We start from the raw sequence: 16,827 nt of genomic DNA, 5'->3' as shown, positions 1-16,827 counted from the left end.
GTCGGGATAGAAGCCATGGCAGGCGCCGCCCGACCGACCGGACCACCCCGTTCCCGCAGCGATCTGTGGTATCTGGCCCGCCAGGTCAAACGCCGGCTGCGCGGCGACCCACCGGCCTCTGCCACCACAGCACCGGCCGACGGCCTGGCCTGGGCCCTGGCGCAACCCTTTGCCAACAATGTTATCTGCCTGACCACCCGCCCGGCCCATCTGGCGGCCAATGCCGCACTGGTCGCTGCTCTTGAAGCCGACGCCGCGAAGCCTTAGCTATCGATCAGGATCATTCGAGGAGTTCCGCCATGTCCGCCACTGCCCATGACAGCATCAAGTCGACCATTGACGGCAATGATGTCGTGCTTTTCATGAAGGGCACACCGGTCTTTCCTCAGTGTGGGTTTTCCTCGGTCGTGGCTCGCGTCCTGGATCATCTCCAGGTCAATTTCGAGAGCGTGAATGTCCTTGAGGATGACGGCATCCGCCAAGGCATCAAGGAATTCTCGAACTGGCCGACAATTCCCCAGCTCTATGTGAAGGGTGAGTTCGTCGGCGGCTGCGACATCATCAAGGAAATGTTCGAGAGCGGTGAGCTGCAGTCCTATTTCAAGGACAAGGGCGTCCTCGCCGAGGCATGACGGACACGCCTGGCTAGCGCCGCGCGGCCATGCTGGTGCGATTGTCGTTCCAATCCCAGGGACGCTCAGTGTCGATCGGATTGAGCAGGATGACCTGACCGCCGATCGGCACGCCCAGTTCTTCAAAGCCGAAGCCCAGCTGGACACCCCAGGGTGTCGGCGAGGTGCAACGGTCCTCGACCTGGCGGGTCAGCTGCACCGTATAGATATCGTCGTGATACTGTTCGACATTGACCAGATAGTCAGCGCGCGAGGTGCAGCCATTGGTGTCGGCATGGACGATCAGGATATCATCCTCGATCACCCGCCAATAAATCACCGGCTCGGCATCAGTATCCACGGCGGGCGCCTGGCGGTCGGTGCCGGGAATGCGCATGTCGGAGATGTTGATAGTCGGCAGTGACGGCATGGCCGGCATGGGTGGCAGGCTGGGCAGGAAGCGGTTCTCCGCCTCTTGCTGCGGCGCTCCGCTGGTCGCACAGGCCGAAAGAGAAACAGCCAGTCCCACACTGGCTACAATGCCTCGCCAAAACACACGCATACTTGCCCCCAAAACAAATCCCCCAAACATGCCCGGCCCCGCTCGTTTGCCCCCACAGGACAGGACAGTTCGGGTATCCAAGCAGGGTTTCACGATGGATCAACCATAGACTCGTGACAGGCGAGCCGGGGACGGGAAATGCTCGATTGTGACGCAAGCGCGCCTCACATCGCATCGACGCCATTTTTGTGCGCGCAGCGCATTCTGTTTGGCCCCCGGCGCGGCTACCATGCCGGCACCGGTCAGGCCGCGGCGTGCCCGTTCAACCAGCAGTCACGCCCGAGCCGGACCCGATGATCGAACCTGTCTTCCTTTTCAGCCTCATCATCGCCTTGAGCATCGTGCTGATCCCGCTCTCGGCCCGCTTCCGGGCGCCCATCCTTTTGCTTTTCCTTGCGGTCGGCATGATGTTCGGCGAGGACGGGCCCGGCGGTATCCTGTTCGAGGATTTCGCGCTGACCTACAATGTCGGCTCGATCTGTCTCGCCCTGATTCTCCTGTCCGGCGGTCTTGGAACGCGGCTCACCGATGTTCGCGCCGCGGCCTTGCCGGCGGGATTGCTGGCCGGGCCCGGTGTCATCCTGACCGCGGGGCTGGTCGGCTTGGCCTATTCGCTCGTCTTTGACGCCCCGTTGGTCGAGGGTTTGCTGTTTGGTGCGGTGGTCGGCTCGACCGATGCAGCCGCGACCTTCATGTCGCTCAAGGATGGCGGCGTGACGCTGGCCCGGCGACCGCGTCAGACCCTTCTCGTCGAATCCGGCATCAATGACCCGATGGCCATCTTCCTGACGGTGATGATGGTGGAAGTCGTTGATACGGGCCTGCCTCTGGATGGCGACACGCTCGCGCGATTTGCTCCCGTCCTCGCCCAACAACTCGGACTCGGGCTGATAATCGGATTGGGAGCAGGCTGGATGGCGTCACGCCTGATGGCCTGGATAAAACTGCCCGCCGGTGTCGGCTCACCCTTCCTGCTGGCGATGGGGCTGATGGCCTATTCGGGTACCACCATGCTCGGTGGCTCCGGCTTCCTGGCGGTCTATCTGTTCGGGTTGGGCGCTGCGAATTTCGGGGCCACGCCGCCGATCCGGGCCATTCATTTCCATGAAGGCCTGTCCTGGATCGCGCAGATCTGCCTGTTTGTCCTGCTCGGCCTGTTGGTGACACCCAGCGCCCTGCCCGACGTCGCCCTGGCCGGGCTGATCCTCGCCGCCGCCCTGATGCTGGTCGTCCGCCCGGCCGTGGTCCTGACCTGCCTGACGCCGCTGCGCGTGCCGCTGAGGGAGCAGGTCTATGTCGGCTGGATGGGCATGCGTGGATCGGTGCCGATCTTCCTCGCCATCCTGCCCGTGGTCAGTCCGGGCCCGATCACCCCGGTTTTCTTCAACCTGGTCTTTGTGATCGTGGTCATCTCGCTACTGGTACACGGTCTGACCGCCGCCGCCTCCGCACGCTGGCTTGGCGTGGACAAGGACGTCGAAACGGACCCGGACGGCACAGCAAGCGACTGACGGGAACAACAACTGGCACGAAAAAGGCCGCCCCGGTTGTCCGGAGCGGCCTGTTTCTGGTCGATTTTCGTCCTCTTACGAGGAGTAGAATTCGATGACCAGGTTCGGTTCCATCTGCACCGCGTACGGCACTTCAGAGAATTCCGGCATGCGAACGAAGGTGGCCTTCATCGCCTTGGCATCGAGGTCGATGTATTCCGGCAGGTCACGTTCCGGGCTGTCCAGGGCTTCCAGGACCAGAGCCATCGAGCGCGAACGCTCGCGGACTTCGATCACATCGCCCGGCTTGCAGCGGTAGGACGGGATGTTGACCTTGATGCCATTGACCTTGACGTGGCCGTGATTGACGAACTGGCGCGATGCGAAAACCGTCGGCACGAACTTGCAGCGGTAGACGATGGCGTCGAGGCGGCTCTCGAGGAGACCGATCAGCAGCTCGGCGGTGTTACCCTTACGGCGGGAAGCTTCGTCATAGGTACGACGGAACTGCTTCTCGGTGATGTTGCCGTAATAGCCCTTCAGCTTCTGCTTCGCCATGAGCTGAAGACCGAAATCGGACATCTTGGTCTTGCGGCGCTGACCGTGCTGGCCGGGGCCATAGGAGCGCGAATTGACCGGAGACTTCGGACGGCCCCACAGGTTTTCACCCATGCGGCGGTCAATTTTGTATTTCTGCGAATGACGCTTTGACATGTTCTCTCTATTCGATGCGGCCCGGCGCGCCTTCCCTCAAAGGCGTGCGATCTAAACGGCGGTTCTCGCATCGTCCCGTTGGTGTTGAACGAAGTCCGGTGACCCGACAGGGCCCCGGCGAGGGAAGCGCGGGTTTTACCTGTGTGGACAGGGAAGTCAATGGCGGGAGCGCGGCGGTCGCGGCGTGTATGCAGCGGCGGGATTGCCCGCCGCGTCGCGGGCCGCCGAGGAGGCGCTGAAAATCTGATACCACACGGGTGTGACTACACCTGCCAAACCATTGTTCTCTAGCCGAGATTCAGCCTTTCGGGATGTCTTCAGTCAAGGGTGGAACCGCGACGCGGCGGCTTTGCCGCCCTTGACTGAAGACATCCCGAAAGGCGCACTGGCTGACAAGAGATCAATGCCTCTTCCCGCGCCAGGCGCCAGAATTGGACCGGACGGCCTCGTTGAGACCTTCCTACCCCCGAGCCAGCACGCTGCCCAGACGTTCATGGAATCCGCGATTGCCCCATTCCGACGTGTAGGCGGTCGCCTTCGTCTTGGCTTCGCCGACCGAGACGCCCCAGAAGTCAGCGAGGGTCAGGGCGTCATCAAATTCCAGCTCCGTATCAACCCAGCTGCACTGGACGGACGTTGCAGTCGAGGCAATATCCACATCGACGAGATCGGTGATCCCACCGGCAATCTTCTGACCGATCACCGTCTTGGCGGAGCCAACATCCGTGCCCCAGACATGGGCCACCTTGAGCGCGTCGCAATAGCCGTAATCGCTGTCGAAGAACATCCTCTGATAGGCTGCATCATTGGGCGCCGACGGATATTGCGGGTGCGCCGGATTAAGGACGTGCTCCATCGTGCGCATGAAACCCCGATGCCCGAGATCGCTGGCCATATCGCCAGCCTTCGCCTTGGCCTCTCCGGGGCTGCGACCCCAGTAGTTGGCCAGCGCAACGGCCTGGTCCCAACCAAGACCCAGCTCGCCCCAGTCACAGGCAACGCGGCCCGACGTCGAGGCAATGTCGGAATTGACGAGATCGGTCAGGCCATTGGCAATCTTGCCACCGATAATGGCCTTGGCGCTGAACGGGTCCGTATTCCAGACATGGGCGACCTTGCGGGCGTCGCAATAGCCGTACTCGCTGGCAAAGAAGAGATCGAGATGGGCGCGGTTTCGCTGGGTGAAGGCAAGGCCGGAGGAGGATGCCGCGAGGATGGCGGAAACTTCCGCTTCCGGTAGCACGATTTCCGCTCCCGCCACCTCGGCGTGAGCCGAAGTCCCGACAGCTGAGACCAGAGCCAGCGCACTCATGACCGATATGTTCGACATTTCATTCCCCCCGGATATCAATTGTTTCAAGCCTTAACCGTGTTGGACTGGCCCGGCAATCGAAATGAAACCCGCCCTGCCTTGCAGACTCCCATGCGGATTGGATCGCTGCCAGATTGGCACCGCGCAGCGGCGAAACAGTGCGGAGCAAGACATGAGCGACCCGGCCCATCGCCCCTGGAAAAAAGGGTTCGAAATCGAACTCATGGCGCCGCGCGGGCTCAGTCGGCGTGACCTGGCCGACCGGATCGCCGAACGGGCCGGCGGCCGCGTGCGCACTGTCTTCTATCCCCAGTCAGAACCCAGCCTGGTGCCGGGCATGCCGGTGTTCGAGAACCTGGTTCTGGGCTTTGAGGTAGTCGGCAGCGCCGGCGAGCGCGTCGCGCTCTGCGTCGACGACCTGACCCTGCGTGACGGGCTCAATCCTCGTGCGGCGCCATTGCCGGGCTGGATGCGGATCCTGAGCGATGATGCCCGCCTCCTGGCGCTGGTGGCCGAGCATTGCGATCCGGACGCCGACCTCGCCGACATCTTGGCACCCGTCGCCGCCCTGTTCGGGACCGAGCCTGAATACACCGAGGGCGGCATCACCAAAATCGTGGATCGTGCCGCGCGCTCCATCGCCATGGCCGCCCCCCTGCCCGGCGAGCGCGAACGCCCCTGCGAGATCATCACCCGGCCCTATGAGGACGATCCCGAGGCCAAGCTGACCGCTCTGTTGGCTGATGCCAGCGCGCTCGGCTTCACCGTGCCACGGGAAGCCGCCGTGCATATCCATTTCGATGCCGCTCCGCTGTGCGACGCCGCCATCCTGTCACGACTGGTGGAAACGCTTCATCGACACGGCGCCTACCTACGTGACCTGGTCGGCACCAATCCGGCCTGCGTGCGTCTGGGACCGATCGCAGATGAACTTGTGGAGCGGGTCCGCAGCGAGGCTTTCCTCGACGCTGATTGGGACAAGGCCCGCACAATGCTGGCCGAAACCAAGCCAACGAAATACGCCGACTTCAACCTGCTCAACATCGCCCACGCCCTGCCCGACAAGCACACATTCGAAGCCCGCATCTTCCCCGGCTCGATGGACGTCGCTGACATAATGCGCAATGCCCGGCTGTTGGAGGCTGTGCTGGTGCGGGCTATCGGCGGTGATGGGGCTCGGGACGATACGGACTTGATTGCGTCACTGGACCTTTCATCCACCGACCGGGCTTTTTGGACTGCGCGCATGATCAAAGGCTGAGCCTGCGGCAACCGGCAAGCCCGTCGGGGTATCGGCTCCCCAAATCCCCACGGCTTTGCGACAATGGAACAGACCTCTGGCGGAGGCTTGTGTCACTTGGCCGGCTCTTTTACACGGGCGACATGCGACAGATTCTTGCCGGCCTTGTAGCCCTTCTCATTTCAGCCACCGCTTCCGCGCAGTCCGACCTTGAGACGGTGCTTCGGACGCGGATCGATGCTGCCATTACCGACGAACTTGCTCCCGGCCTTGCCGCCAGCCTCCTGCTGCCCGACGGCCGGCACATTGATCATCAGGCCGGACTGGCTGACCGGCGTCGGCACTTACCCGTCAACGCCGAGACACGCTTCCTCTCCGGCAGTGTCGGCAAGACCATCACCGCCCTGGTCGCGGTCCAGCTCGCCGAGGAAGGCGTGCTCGATCTTGATGCCCCGGTGGAGCCCTGGTTGTCCGGACGGGACTGGTGGCCCGCACTGGCCAATCATGACGGGATGACGCTGCGTCACCTGCTCAATCACTCGGCCGGTGTGCCGGACTATCTGGGAGATCTCGACTTCTTCCTGGCCGGCCTGACACGCGGTCAACGCGGCTTCACGCCGGATGAGACAGTCGGCTTTATTGCCGGCGACCGCGCCGAAGGCCCGCTCGGCCAGCATTTTTCCTATTCCGATACCGACTATATCCTGGTTGGCCTGGTCATCGAGGCCGCGACCGGGGAGGCGTTCTACGACCTGGCCCAACGTCGCGTCATTGCCCCGCTCAACCTGTCGCAGACCGAGCCGCTGCATGGCCGCGACTTCGAACGCCTGGCCGACGGACATCGCCGCGGCTGGTTTGGCCTCTCGCCGACCGCCCGCAATGGCCGCCTGTCACAAAATCTCGACCATGAATGGACCGCCGGCGGCTGGGTGACCACACCGCAGGACCTTGTCACCCTGTACAGCGCGCTCGGCGCTGGCGGAATGTTCGAGGCCGAGGGCCGGACCATGCGCGCGGATTACAACGCCTTCGAGTCCGGCGGCTCCTCCGGTTACGGGCTCGGCATCTATGTCCGTGTCACCGGCGACGGGACTTACCGGATATCCCATGGCGGCGATTTCGGCGGCTACCGCTCGGCCGTCCTCCATGACAGCGCCACCGGCCTCACTGTCGCAAGCCAGGGCAATGCGAAGGATTTCGAGGCGCCCGGTTTCAATTTCGAGCTCTGGCAGGCCCTGTCGCAATAGCGGGACAAATCGCGGAGGCAGGCGTCACCGCCCCTAATCCTCCCGCACCACCCGCGCCTTGCCCCGACCGAGCGTCAGCGCCTTCACGGCGCCGCGGAAGGTCCGCACCTCCTGCTCTGTCCAGCGCCCGCGGATGAAGGCATTGCGCAGGTTCTGCACCATGAGCGGGGTCTTTGACGGCGGGTGGAAGAAGCCGGCCCGCTCGAGCTCGCTTTCGAAATGCTCGAACATGCGCTCCAGGTCTTCGCGTTTGGCGACATCGGAAACCGGTTCGAACTCTGCCGGCGCGCCCTCGCCTGCGGTCCACTCATAGGCGATTACGGCGACGGCCTGGGCCAGGTTGAGCGAGGAGAAGGAGCGGTCGACCGGCAGGGTGATGATGGCATCGGCCAGATTGACCGCCTCATTGGGCAGGCCGGACTTCTCGCCGCCGAACATCACGCCAACCTTTTCGCCGGCAGCGATGGCCGCGTTCATGTCGCTGACCGCCTCGCGCGCCGTCATCACCGGTTTTTCCATCCCGCGCGGCCGGGCCGTGGTGGCGTAAAGCCGGGTGTGGTCATGAATCGCATCGCCAAGCCGGTATTCGACTCGCGCATTGCCGAGCACCGGCGAGCCGGCCGACATGGTCACCGCCTTGTCATTGGGCCAGCCATCGCGCGGGTCCACAACAACCAGTTCCGGCAGGCCGAAATTACCCATCACGCGGGCCGCCGCGCCAATATTCTCGCCCAGCTGGGGCGTGTGGAGTATGAAAGCGGGCGTTGCAGAGTTTTGCGGCATGGAACCAGCCCTTCACCTTGGCGCGCACCGGTGCTAGAGAGCGCGCAAATTATGTGTCCGCGCTGTCCTAGCGCGACTTCAGTCCGTCCGAAAAGAAATGAGAGCACCCATGGCGAAGATCAAAGTCGATACCCCGGTCGTCGAACTCGACGGCGATGAGATGACCCGCATCATCTGGCAGCTGATCAAGGACAAGCTGATCCTGCCCTATCTCGACATTGATCTGAAGTATTACGACCTCTCGGTCACCAAGCGCGACGAGACGGATGACCAGATCACCGTCGATGCTGCCGAAGCGATCAAGCATTACGGCGTTGGCGTGAAATGCGCCACCATCACGCCGGACGAAGCCCGCGTCGAGGAATTCGGCCTGAAGAAGATGTGGCGTTCGCCGAACGGCACCATCCGCAACATCCTCGGCGGCGTCGTCTTCCGTGAGCCGATCGTCATCTCCAACGTGCCGCGCCTGGTGCCGGGCTGGCAGCAGCCAATGGTCATCGGTCGTCACGCTTTTGGCGACCAGTATCGCGCCACCGATTTCCTGGTCGACCGTCCGGGCAAGCTGACCATGACCTTCGAGCCGTCCGACGGTTCCGATCCGGTCACCCGCGAAGTCTTCGACTTCCCGTCCCCGGGCGTTGCCATGGGCATGTATAATCTCGACGATTCAATCCGCGATTTTGCCCGCGCTTCGCTGAATTACGGCCTGCAGCGCGGCTGGCCGGTCTATCTCTCGACCAAGAACACCATCCTGAAAGCCTATGACGGCCGCTTCAAGGACCTGTTCGAAGAGATCTACCAGGCCGAGTTCAAGGACGCCTTCGCCGAGAAGGGCATCTCCTATGAGCACCGCCTGATCGACGACATGGTCGCCGCCGCGATGAAATGGTCCGGCGGTTTCGTCTGGGCCTGCAAGAACTATGACGGCGACGTCCAGTCCGACACCGTGGCCCAGGGCTTCGGCTCGCTCGGCCTGATGACGTCCGTGCTGATGAGCCCCGATGGCTCGACGGTCGAAGCCGAAGCCGCCCACGGCACGGTCACCCGTCACTACCGCCAGCATCAGCGTGGCGAGCAGACCTCGACCAACTCGATCGCTTCGATCTTTGCCTGGACGCAGGGCCTCTCCCATCGCGGCCGCATGGATGGCAATCAGGACGTAATGGACTTCGCAGCCCTGCTGGAAGACACGATCATCAAGACGGTGGAAGCCGGCTTCATGACCAAGGACCTGGCGCTGCTGGTCGGCGAAAGCCAGGGCTGGCTGTCGACCGAAGGCTTCCTCGACAAGGTCGATGAGCGCTTCAAGGCTGCCATGGCCGCTCGCGGCTGATCGCAAACGATCAAGTCAGAACAGGCAAGGGGCGGCTCCGACGGGGCCGCCCTTTTTCTTGCCCGCGGGCATCCAAGCCGGAACCCGCGGGCAATCTTCAACAACTCTTCATTGCACCACGCATGGACGCATGTTGAAACTTGTTGAAAAGAGTGCCGGCCGCTTAATATTGGTTGGGTAGTGCGTCGCCCCAATGGGCTCGCGCCATTGGCGGCATGGTGACCGATGATTGTGAATTTCGAATTCGAGCCGGACAACAGGCTGTGCGTCTATCGGATTTCCGGCCAGGTAACCGCCGATGCCCTCATGGACGCCTTCGCCGACGCCCGATCGAATGATGGCTGGTCGGATGATTTCAATGCCCTCACCCTTCTTCAGAATGCGTCGCTGTCCACCATGCCCGCCGAGGCCATGACCGAACTCAGGACCCGCATGGCGGCCGTCAATCCGGTAACGGACAAACCGACACGCCGGGCGGCGATTGTCTGCGCGGACAAGCTGTCCAAGGCAATGCTGACCTATTGGGAGATCATCACCGCCGGCCGGCTCACACCGCAACAGCGGATATTCCAGACCGAAGCCGAGGCCCGGGCCTGGCTTTGCGAACCTGTCTGATCACGGACAACGCTCGATCATGTCCCATCATCCACCAGCACGCCGCCGCCCCCCCCCGTTCGCAACCGCGCCGGTCGAACCCGGCAATCGGAGCCAATCTTGAAAGCCACATACCAGTTTGAACCCGACAATAACCTGATCGTCTATCGCATGACCGGTGCCCTCACGACAGAGGGCGTCATGGCGGTGTTGAACACCGCCCTCGCTGATCCGGACTGGTCGCCGGAATACGATATGATGTGCATGTTCGACGGGGCGGACTTTACAAACTTCACGGTTTCCGAGGCGCAGCGCCTGTCCCAGGCTATCAGGGTACTCGACGCCCGGCGCGGTGAAACACCGTCGATTCGCGCGGCTCTGGTGTCCTCGGATATGCTGGCGAACGGCTTGCTGACCTTCTGGGAAGGTCTCGGGCGCACGGAGCGCTCGGCCACGGACCGTGTCTTTACCACCGAAACAGAAGCCCGGGCCTGGCTCGCCAGCGCCGGTTGACGACACTGCGGCCGTCAGGTCTGACCGCTTCGCTTCATCGTCACGAATGTCTCGGCCTCGATGCGCCAGACGCCATCCATTTCGCAACGCCATTTGGCAAAATAGCGGCCGGAATAGCGGATGGCGACGCCATCCGTGGACCAGGCCCCCTTCCAGCGCCCGGTCTCGGCGGCCAGATGGGCATCCTCACACACTTCGATGCGTGACGGGGTGCGGACATAGCTGACATCCGGCATCTGGCTGAAGATCGACGCCCAGGCGTCCAGCTGTGCCGCGCGGCCGGTGATCAGCTGGGCCTCGTCACCGGGGACGAGAACCGCATCCTCGGCAAGATGTGTGGCGATCACTTTCAGCGCCCGGCTCTCCAGCGCGGCATTGAAGTCCGCCCGCGCGGTCGCAATGGCGCGCGCGGCCGCCTTGTCTCCGAGCAGCTGGGTATCGGATTTTGGCGATCGAGCCATCAGCCCGCCAGGGCAGCGCGGATCGCCGCCAGCCCGTCATCCGCCTTCGCCCCGTCCGGCCCGCCTGCCTGCGCAAAATCGGGCCGTCCACCGCCGCCCTTGCCACCGACGGCCGCCGCACCGGCCTTGACCAGATCAACAGCGACCAACCGGTCCTTGAGGTCGTCGGTGACGCCGACCGCGAGAGCCGCCTTGCCGTCATTGACGCCGATAAAGGCCGCGACACCAGAGCCCATCTGGGCCTTGGCCTCGTCGATCAGGCCGCGCAAATCCTTGCCGCCGACGCCCTCGACCACGCGGCCGATGAAGTTGACGCCATTGATGGATTCCGGTCCGGCCGGAGCGCCGGCCGCGCCGCCGCCCATGGCCAGCTGCTTCTTGGCTTCGGCCAGTTGGCGCTCCAGTTTCTTGCGGTCATCGACCAATGCAACGACGCGGGTCGCGAGATCAGAGGGCGAGGCCTTGATTGCGTCCGCAGCAGCGCGCCCGAAACCGATCTGCTCTTCCATGTAAAGACGCGCGCCCTCGCCGGTCATCGCTTCAATCCGGCGGATACCGGACGACACGGCTGTCTCGGCGACAATCTTGAACAGGGCGATATCGCCGGTGCGCTCGACATGGGTGCCGCCGCACAACTCGACCGAATACGGGACGTCTTGATCCGCCAGGCCCTGGCCCATGGCCAGCACGCGGACAGTGTCGCCATATTTTTCCCCAAACAGCGCCAGGGCTCCGGCCTCGATAGCAGCGTCCGGCGTCATTTCACGGGTGGAGACCGGCGAATTCTGGCGGATCACCGCGTTGACCTGCGCTTCGATGGAAGCGATCTGAGCCGGGGTGACAGACTTGTTGTGGGAGAAGTCGAAGCGCAAGCGGTCCGGCCCGACATGCGAGCCCTTCTGGGCCCCATGGGCCCCGAGCCCGTCACGCAGCGCGCCGTGCGCCAGGTGGGTCGCCGAGTGATTGGCCCGGATCGCGGCACGCCGCGGGGCGTCAGCATCCAGCTCTGCTGTGTCACCCAAGGTAATTTCACCCTTGGTCAGGACACCGATATGGGCGTGCATGTCGCCGCCACGCTTTTGCGTATCCTCCACGGTGAAGACCGCACCATCCGCAAAACGTATCTCGCCGCTATCGCCGCATTGGCCACCGCTCTCGCCGTAAAAGGGTGTCTGATCAAATACCAGCTCGGCCCTCTGGCCGCTGCCCAGCGCCTTGGCTTCCTTGCCACCGGAGACGATAGCAACGAGACGCCCTTTGCCACCTGTGCCGGCATAACCGGTAAACGCCGTTGCGCCGACCTTGTCGTGTACGGCGAACCAGACGGCATCGGGAGCGGCGTCGCCGGAGGAAAACTTGCTCGCACGGGCGTCGGAGCGTTGCTTGGCCATCGCAGTGTCAAAGCCGGCCTCGTCCACGGTCATGCCCTTGGCGCGCAAGGCGTCCTGGGTCAGATCAAGCGGAAAGCCATAGGTGTCATAAAGCTTGAAGGCCGTTGCCCCGGCGAGGGCATCGCCCGCCGCCAGACCGGCCGTTGCCTCTTCCAGCAGCGAGAGGCCGCGACCGAGCGTGCGCTGGAAGCGTTCTTCCTCGACCTGTAAAGTTTCCTCCAACAAGGCCTGGGCGCGCACCAGTTCGGGATAGGCATCGCCCATCTCGGCCTTCAGGGCTGCGACCAGTTTCCATATCACTGGCTCGCTCGCTCCCAGCAAATGGGCGTGCCGCATGGCCCGGCGCATGATCCGGCGCAGCACATATCCACGGCCCTCATTGGACGGGGTCACGCCATCGGCCATCAGGAAACAGGACGAACGCAGGTGATCGGCGATCACACGGTGGCTTGCCAGAGCGTCGCCCCGGGCCTTCACACCCAGCGCTTCCTCGCCTGCCGCGATCAGATTTCGGAACAGGTCAGTCTCGTAATTATTGTGCTTGCCCTGCAGGATGGCTGCGATGCGCTCGAGGCCCATACCGGTATCGATCGAGGGTTTGGGCAGGTTGATGCGCTCGTCCGGGCCCAATTGCTCATACTGCATGAAAACGAGATTCCAGATCTCGATAAAACGATCACCGTCCTCGTCCGGAGACCCCGGCGGGCCCCCGGCAATGGACGGGCCGTGGTCGAAGAAAATTTCAGAGCAGGGGCCACAAGGGCCGGTGTCGCCCATCGACCAGAAATTGTCCGAGGTTGAAATCCCGATGATGCGGTCGTCTGACAGACCGGCGATCTTGCGCCAAAGGGCCCGGGCTTCATCGTCCTCGGAGTAGACAGTGACCAGCAGCTTGTCGGCCGGGAGGCCGAATTCGCCTGTCACCAATCGCCAGGCGTGGCTGATCGCCTCTTCCTTGAAATAGTCGCCAAAGGAAAAATTCCCGAGCATCTCGAAAAAGGTGTGATGGCGGGCCGTATAGCCGACATTGTCGAGGTCATTGTGCTTGCCACCGGCACGGACGCATTTCTGCGAGGAAGTCGCTCTCGGGGAGGTCCGCTTTTCCTGCCCGGTGAATGCGTTCTTGAAGGGCACCATGCCGGCATTGACGAACAGAAGCGTCGGATCGTCCTGCGGAACCAGGGGCGCCGATTGCACGACCTCATGATCGTGCTTGGCGAAATAGTCGAGGAAAGTGGCACGGATGTCGCGCAGGCTGGCCATGATGTCCGATCCCGTCGGCTGGAGGTCGCGTGGCCGCATTCCGGCGGACACAAGTGTTTCGTCGTCTGACATATAGAAACGGGTGCCCGGCCTAGCCAAGCACCCGTTCCCAATCAAGCTGCGATTCTTCGACAAGTGCGACGAACCGGCAAGAGGCCGCGGTCTCGCCCCGCACACCTCAGCCCGGGAACAGCCCGCGAAACTCGATCAACGCCACGACGACAAAAATTAGGGCCAAGGGCAGGACGACGAACATCTTCAGGAAGCCGACCACGCCCTGTACCGAAAAACGAACCCAGCTCTGGTCTGCGGGTTTGCGCGAACTCAGCAGATAGCCGGCAAGCACCAGACAGCACGTCATGGAAACCAGAGCCAGCATCGCGCCCCCGACTGGCCCCAGAAATCCGAACACCATATCCGCCAGGAACAGCGCCAGTGAGACCAGGGTAAGGAGAGCAACATTCTTGCGAAGCGCCAAATTGCCGAATGTGTGTGGGTGACGGTCCATGATTGGACCCTTGCACCGCACACATCATCCTACAAGTCCGGGCCTGGACAGCCTTGCATCGTATCGGCCCTAGCCGGCCGCGGTGTCTTCCCCGGCCAGATCCGGCCCGGTCAGCATCTCGTCAGCGATCAAGCCGGCATTGGCGCGAACCCGAGCCTCGATTTCGGCGGCAATATCGCCATGTTCCAGCAGGAATTGGCGGGCATTTTCACGACCCTGACCGATCCGCTCGGAATTATAGGAATACCAGGAGCCGGACTTCTCGATCACATCGCCCTTGACGCCAAGGTCGATGAGCTCGCCCATTTTCGAGATGCCCTCGCCATAGAGGATATCGAATTCAACCTCGCGGAATGGTGGAGCCACCTTGTTCTTGACCACCTTGACCCGGGTCTGGTTGCCGATCACCTCGTCACGATTCTTGATGGCGCCGATGCGGCGAATATCAAGACGCACCGAAGAGTAGAACTTCAGGGCGTTGCCGCCCGTCGTGGTCTCAGGCGAGCCGAACATGACGCCGATCTTCATCCGGATCTGGTTGATGAAGATGACCAGGCAGTTCGACTTCGAGATCGAGCCGGTCAGCTTGCGCAAGGCCTGGCTCATGAGGCGGGCCTGAAGACCCGGCAGGCTGTCGCCCATCTCGCCTTCCAGCTCGGCGCGCGGCGTCAAGGCCGCCACGGAGTCGATCACCAGGATATCGATGGCACCGGAACGCACAAGCGTATCGGCGATCTCCAGCGCCTGCTCACCCGTATCCGGCTGGGAGATCAGCAGCTCACCCAGGTCGACGCCCAGCTTGCCGGCATAGATCGGGTCGAGCGCGTGCTCCGCATCCACGAAGGCCGCAACACCGCCCGCCTTCTGGGCTTCGGCAACCGTGTGCAGGGCCAGAGTCGTCTTGCCGGAGCTTTCAGGACCGTAGATCTCGATGATTCGCCCCTTCGGCAGACCGCCGATGCCCAAGGCGATGTCGAGACCCAGCGAACCGGTGGAAATCGTCTCGATTTCCATCGCCGGCTTCTGGCCCAGCTTCATGACCGAGCCTTTGCCAAAGGCCTTGTCGATCTGGCTCAGCGCCGCCTCGATCGCCTTTTCCTTGTCCATGTTCTTTTCGTTCTTCACGAGTCGAATCGCGCCCTTGCTCATAGCCTTCATCCCTTATTTCACGCCCCTCAGGTGCGGGCAACTGACTGCTGATGTACCAATTTTGTTCCGGGAACACAAGCGGAACATTTATGGTTAACAAAACGGAACAAAAACCGATCATTCCGACCGACAATGATTTGTCTTTCCGACCCGGCGGCACTAATTTGGACCGATGACGCAAATCCTGAAAACGTTGCGCGCCAGTCTGAACGGCGCCCCGCATCTGGTTCGGTCCCTGGCCTTTTTGCTGCTCGCCCTGCCTGTCGGCTGCAGCGGACCGCCGCCCGCCCCGGAACCCGATACACTTGCGTTGATTCGGGAGCGGGGTGAGCTGATTGTTCTCACCCTGAGCGGCCCCACCAGCCATGTCGAAGCGGATGATGGACCTGCCGGCTACGAAGTCGACCTCGCCAACGCGTTCGCTGACAGTCTGGGCGTGACCGCACGATTTGAAGTCGCGGCCTCCCTTCCGCAATTGTTCGAGGCACTGGCCGCTGGCGACGGCCACATCGCGGCGGCGGGCCTGACGCTGACGCCTGACCGCGCGGAGCGACTGGCCTTCTCGCCGGTCTACAAGTCGGTGACCGAGCAGCTGGTCTGCCGTCGCGGCGGCATCAGCCCGACGCGGCTGGGCCGCCTGCCGGATGCTGACATCGTTGTGCTGGAAGGCTCCAGCTATGAAGACACATTGCGGGCGATTGGCGAAACCCATCCGGCGCTTGAATGGCGGACCCGACCGGGCGGGTCGGCAATGCCCCTGCTGGAGGCCGTGGATGACGGGCGGGCCGACTGCACGGTGGCGGACAGTCACCTGGCGGACTTCGCCCGCCGCCGTCACCCCGAGCTCATCGTGGCGCAGGACCTGACCGGGGAGCAGCCCCTGGCCTGGGCCTATGATGCCCGCGTCGATGGCCTGGGAGACGCCCTGACCGCCTGGTTCGCCACGGCTCACGCGAACGGTCTGCTGGAGGCGCTCGACGAGACCTGGTTCGGACGTTTCGGCGATTATGACTATGTCGACGTCGCGCGCTTTGTCCGCCGGGTCGAGAACCGCCTGCCGCGATATCGCAGCCTGTTCGAGGAGGTCGCGGACGAACTCCCGTTCGAATGGGAATTGCTGGCGGCCCAAGCCTACCAGGAATCACATTGGGACCCGGACGCCGTGAGCGCCACCGGGGTGCGTGGCCTGATGATGCTGACCCTGTCGACCGCTGACCGGGTGGGTATTGAGGACCGCACCGACCCCCAACAAAGCATCCTCGGCGGCGCGGCCTATCTTGATGATCTTTATGAGCGTGTACCGGACAGCGTGACGGGGCCGGACCGGCTCTGGTTTGCCCTGGCAGCCTATAATGTCGGCATGGGCCACATGTATGATGCCCGACGACTCGCCGAAAGACTTGGCCGCGACAAGGACAGTTGGGAAGACCTCGCTGAAACCCTGCCCTTGCTGTCCGATCCGGAGCACTACACGACGCTTCGCTATGGCTATGCGCGCGGACATGAGCCGGTGCGCTACGTCGCCAAGATCCGGGAATACCGGGCCTTGCTCGCCGCCCAGGACCTGTAGCGGCAGCTGCAATGGCGTGGACCGGCCAAGCCATTGGCGACATATAGCAGGCAACAGGCGACGGGCGACGGGGAAAAGGCAGAAAA

The 16,827-nt window shown here is 62.9% G+C and carries 16 protein-coding genes and 1 pseudogene; 9 read left to right on the top strand and 8 right to left on the bottom strand.

The genetic code is table 11. From position 1 onward, the window contains the following. A pseudogene (locus ACN0X9_RS12650) lies at nt 1-267 on the top strand (hypothetical protein); the annotation flags it as partial. 32 nt (nt 268-299) lie between these two features. Further along, entirely contained in the window at nt 300-632 is a 333-nt protein-coding gene (gene grxD, locus ACN0X9_RS12645; protein WP_417487932.1) for a Grx4 family monothiol glutaredoxin, read from the top strand. A 13-nt stretch (nt 633-645) separates the two neighbouring features. On the opposite strand, the gene ACN0X9_RS12640 is transcribed toward grxD, so the two are convergent. After that, nucleotides 646-1,173 carry a hypothetical protein gene (locus ACN0X9_RS12640; RefSeq protein WP_417487931.1) on the bottom strand — a complete coding sequence of 176 codons (528 nt, stop codon included), beginning with the start codon at nt 1,171-1,173 and terminating at the stop codon, nt 646-648. Nucleotides 1,174-1,427: 254 nt separating this feature from the next. On the opposite strand from ACN0X9_RS12640, the gene ACN0X9_RS12635 reads away from it, so the two are divergent. Next, nucleotides 1,428-2,684, top strand: a complete 1,257-nt coding sequence (locus ACN0X9_RS12635; protein WP_417487930.1) for a potassium/proton antiporter — start codon at nt 1,428-1,430, stop codon at nt 2,682-2,684. Nucleotides 2,685-2,759: 75 nt separating this feature from the next. Here the strand turns inward: ACN0X9_RS12635 and rpsD are convergent, their stop codons facing one another. Together rpsD and ACN0X9_RS12625 are read right to left on the bottom strand one after the other, a co-directional pair. Beyond that, the gene (rpsD, locus tag ACN0X9_RS12630) at nt 2,760-3,377 is read right to left on the bottom strand and encodes a 30S ribosomal protein S4 (protein ID WP_011642956.1); all 618 of its coding nucleotides are present in this window, start codon (nt 3,375-3,377) and stop codon (nt 2,760-2,762) included. Between the two features lie 460 nt (nt 3,378-3,837). Continuing rightward, nucleotides 3,838-4,707: a hypothetical protein gene (locus ACN0X9_RS12625; RefSeq protein ID WP_417487929.1), complete on the bottom strand. Its 870-nt coding sequence runs from the start codon at nt 4,705-4,707 to the stop codon at nt 3,838-3,840. A gap of 154 nt (nt 4,708-4,861) precedes the next feature. On the opposite strand from ACN0X9_RS12625, the gene ACN0X9_RS12620 reads away from it, so the two are divergent. Further along, on the top strand, nt 4,862-5,950 hold the full coding sequence (locus ACN0X9_RS12620; protein WP_417487928.1) for an amidoligase family protein: 1,089 nt from the start codon (nt 4,862-4,864) through the stop codon (nt 5,948-5,950). 122 nt (nt 5,951-6,072) lie between these two features. Further along, nucleotides 6,073-7,176, top strand: a complete 1,104-nt coding sequence (locus tag ACN0X9_RS12615) for a serine hydrolase domain-containing protein (RefSeq protein ID WP_417487927.1) — start codon at nt 6,073-6,075, stop codon at nt 7,174-7,176. Nucleotides 7,177-7,209: 33 nt separating this feature from the next. Here the strand turns inward: ACN0X9_RS12615 and ACN0X9_RS12610 are convergent, their stop codons facing one another. Further along, nucleotides 7,210-7,959 carry an RNA methyltransferase gene (locus ACN0X9_RS12610; protein WP_417487926.1) on the bottom strand — a complete coding sequence of 250 codons (750 nt, stop codon included), beginning with the start codon at nt 7,957-7,959 and terminating at the stop codon, nt 7,210-7,212. 109 nt (nt 7,960-8,068) lie between these two features. Here ACN0X9_RS12610 and ACN0X9_RS12605 point away from each other — a divergent pair, with 109 nt between their 5' ends. The 3 genes from ACN0X9_RS12605 to ACN0X9_RS12595 all read left to right on the top strand — a co-directional run bounded on the left by ACN0X9_RS12605 (nt 8,069) and on the right by ACN0X9_RS12595 (nt 10,399). Then, nucleotides 8,069-9,292 (top strand): NADP-dependent isocitrate dehydrogenase, encoded by a 1,224-nt coding sequence (locus ACN0X9_RS12605; protein ID WP_041636819.1) that lies wholly within the window; start codon nt 8,069-8,071, stop codon nt 9,290-9,292. Between the two features lie 225 nt (nt 9,293-9,517). Further along, entirely contained in the window at nt 9,518-9,907 is a 390-nt protein-coding gene (locus ACN0X9_RS12600) for a hypothetical protein (RefSeq protein WP_417487925.1), read from the top strand. A gap of 99 nt (nt 9,908-10,006) precedes the next feature. After that, nucleotides 10,007-10,399, top strand: a complete 393-nt coding sequence (locus ACN0X9_RS12595) for a hypothetical protein (RefSeq protein WP_417487924.1) — start codon at nt 10,007-10,009, stop codon at nt 10,397-10,399. A 14-nt stretch (nt 10,400-10,413) separates the two neighbouring features. On the opposite strand, the gene ACN0X9_RS12590 is transcribed toward ACN0X9_RS12595, so the two are convergent. The 4 genes from ACN0X9_RS12590 to recA form a co-directional block, all read right to left on the bottom strand. Then, complete coding sequence (locus ACN0X9_RS12590) at nt 10,414-10,860, bottom strand: YybH family protein (protein WP_417487923.1); 447 nt, start codon at nt 10,858-10,860, stop codon at nt 10,414-10,416. After that, on the bottom strand, nt 10,860-13,514 hold the full coding sequence (gene alaS / locus ACN0X9_RS12585; protein WP_417487933.1) for an alanine--tRNA ligase: 2,655 nt from the start codon (nt 13,512-13,514) through the stop codon (nt 10,860-10,862). The genes ACN0X9_RS12590 and alaS overlap by 1 nt, the downstream gene beginning before the upstream one ends. 178 nt (nt 13,515-13,692) lie before the next feature. Continuing rightward, nucleotides 13,693-14,022 (bottom strand): hypothetical protein, encoded by a 330-nt coding sequence (locus ACN0X9_RS12580; RefSeq protein ID WP_417487922.1) that lies wholly within the window; start codon nt 14,020-14,022, stop codon nt 13,693-13,695. Nucleotides 14,023-14,091: 69 nt separating this feature from the next. Then, the gene (gene recA / locus ACN0X9_RS12575; RefSeq protein WP_417487921.1) at nt 14,092-15,171 is read right to left on the bottom strand and encodes a recombinase RecA; all 1,080 of its coding nucleotides are present in this window, start codon (nt 15,169-15,171) and stop codon (nt 14,092-14,094) included. 172 nt (nt 15,172-15,343) lie between these two features. On the opposite strand from recA, the gene mltF reads away from it, so the two are divergent. Beyond that, nucleotides 15,344-16,741 carry a membrane-bound lytic murein transglycosylase MltF gene (gene mltF / locus ACN0X9_RS12570; RefSeq protein WP_417487920.1) on the top strand — a complete coding sequence of 466 codons (1,398 nt, stop codon included), beginning with the start codon at nt 15,344-15,346 and terminating at the stop codon, nt 16,739-16,741. The last annotated feature ends 86 nt before the right edge of the window (nt 16,742-16,827 follow it).

The sequence above is a fragment of the Maricaulis sp. genome (genome assembly GCF_048268525.1).
GTDB lineage: Bacteria > Pseudomonadota > Alphaproteobacteria > Caulobacterales > Maricaulaceae > Maricaulis.
Note: the sequence above shows the minus strand (reverse complement) of the source record. Positions and strands in the feature narration are given on the sequence as shown.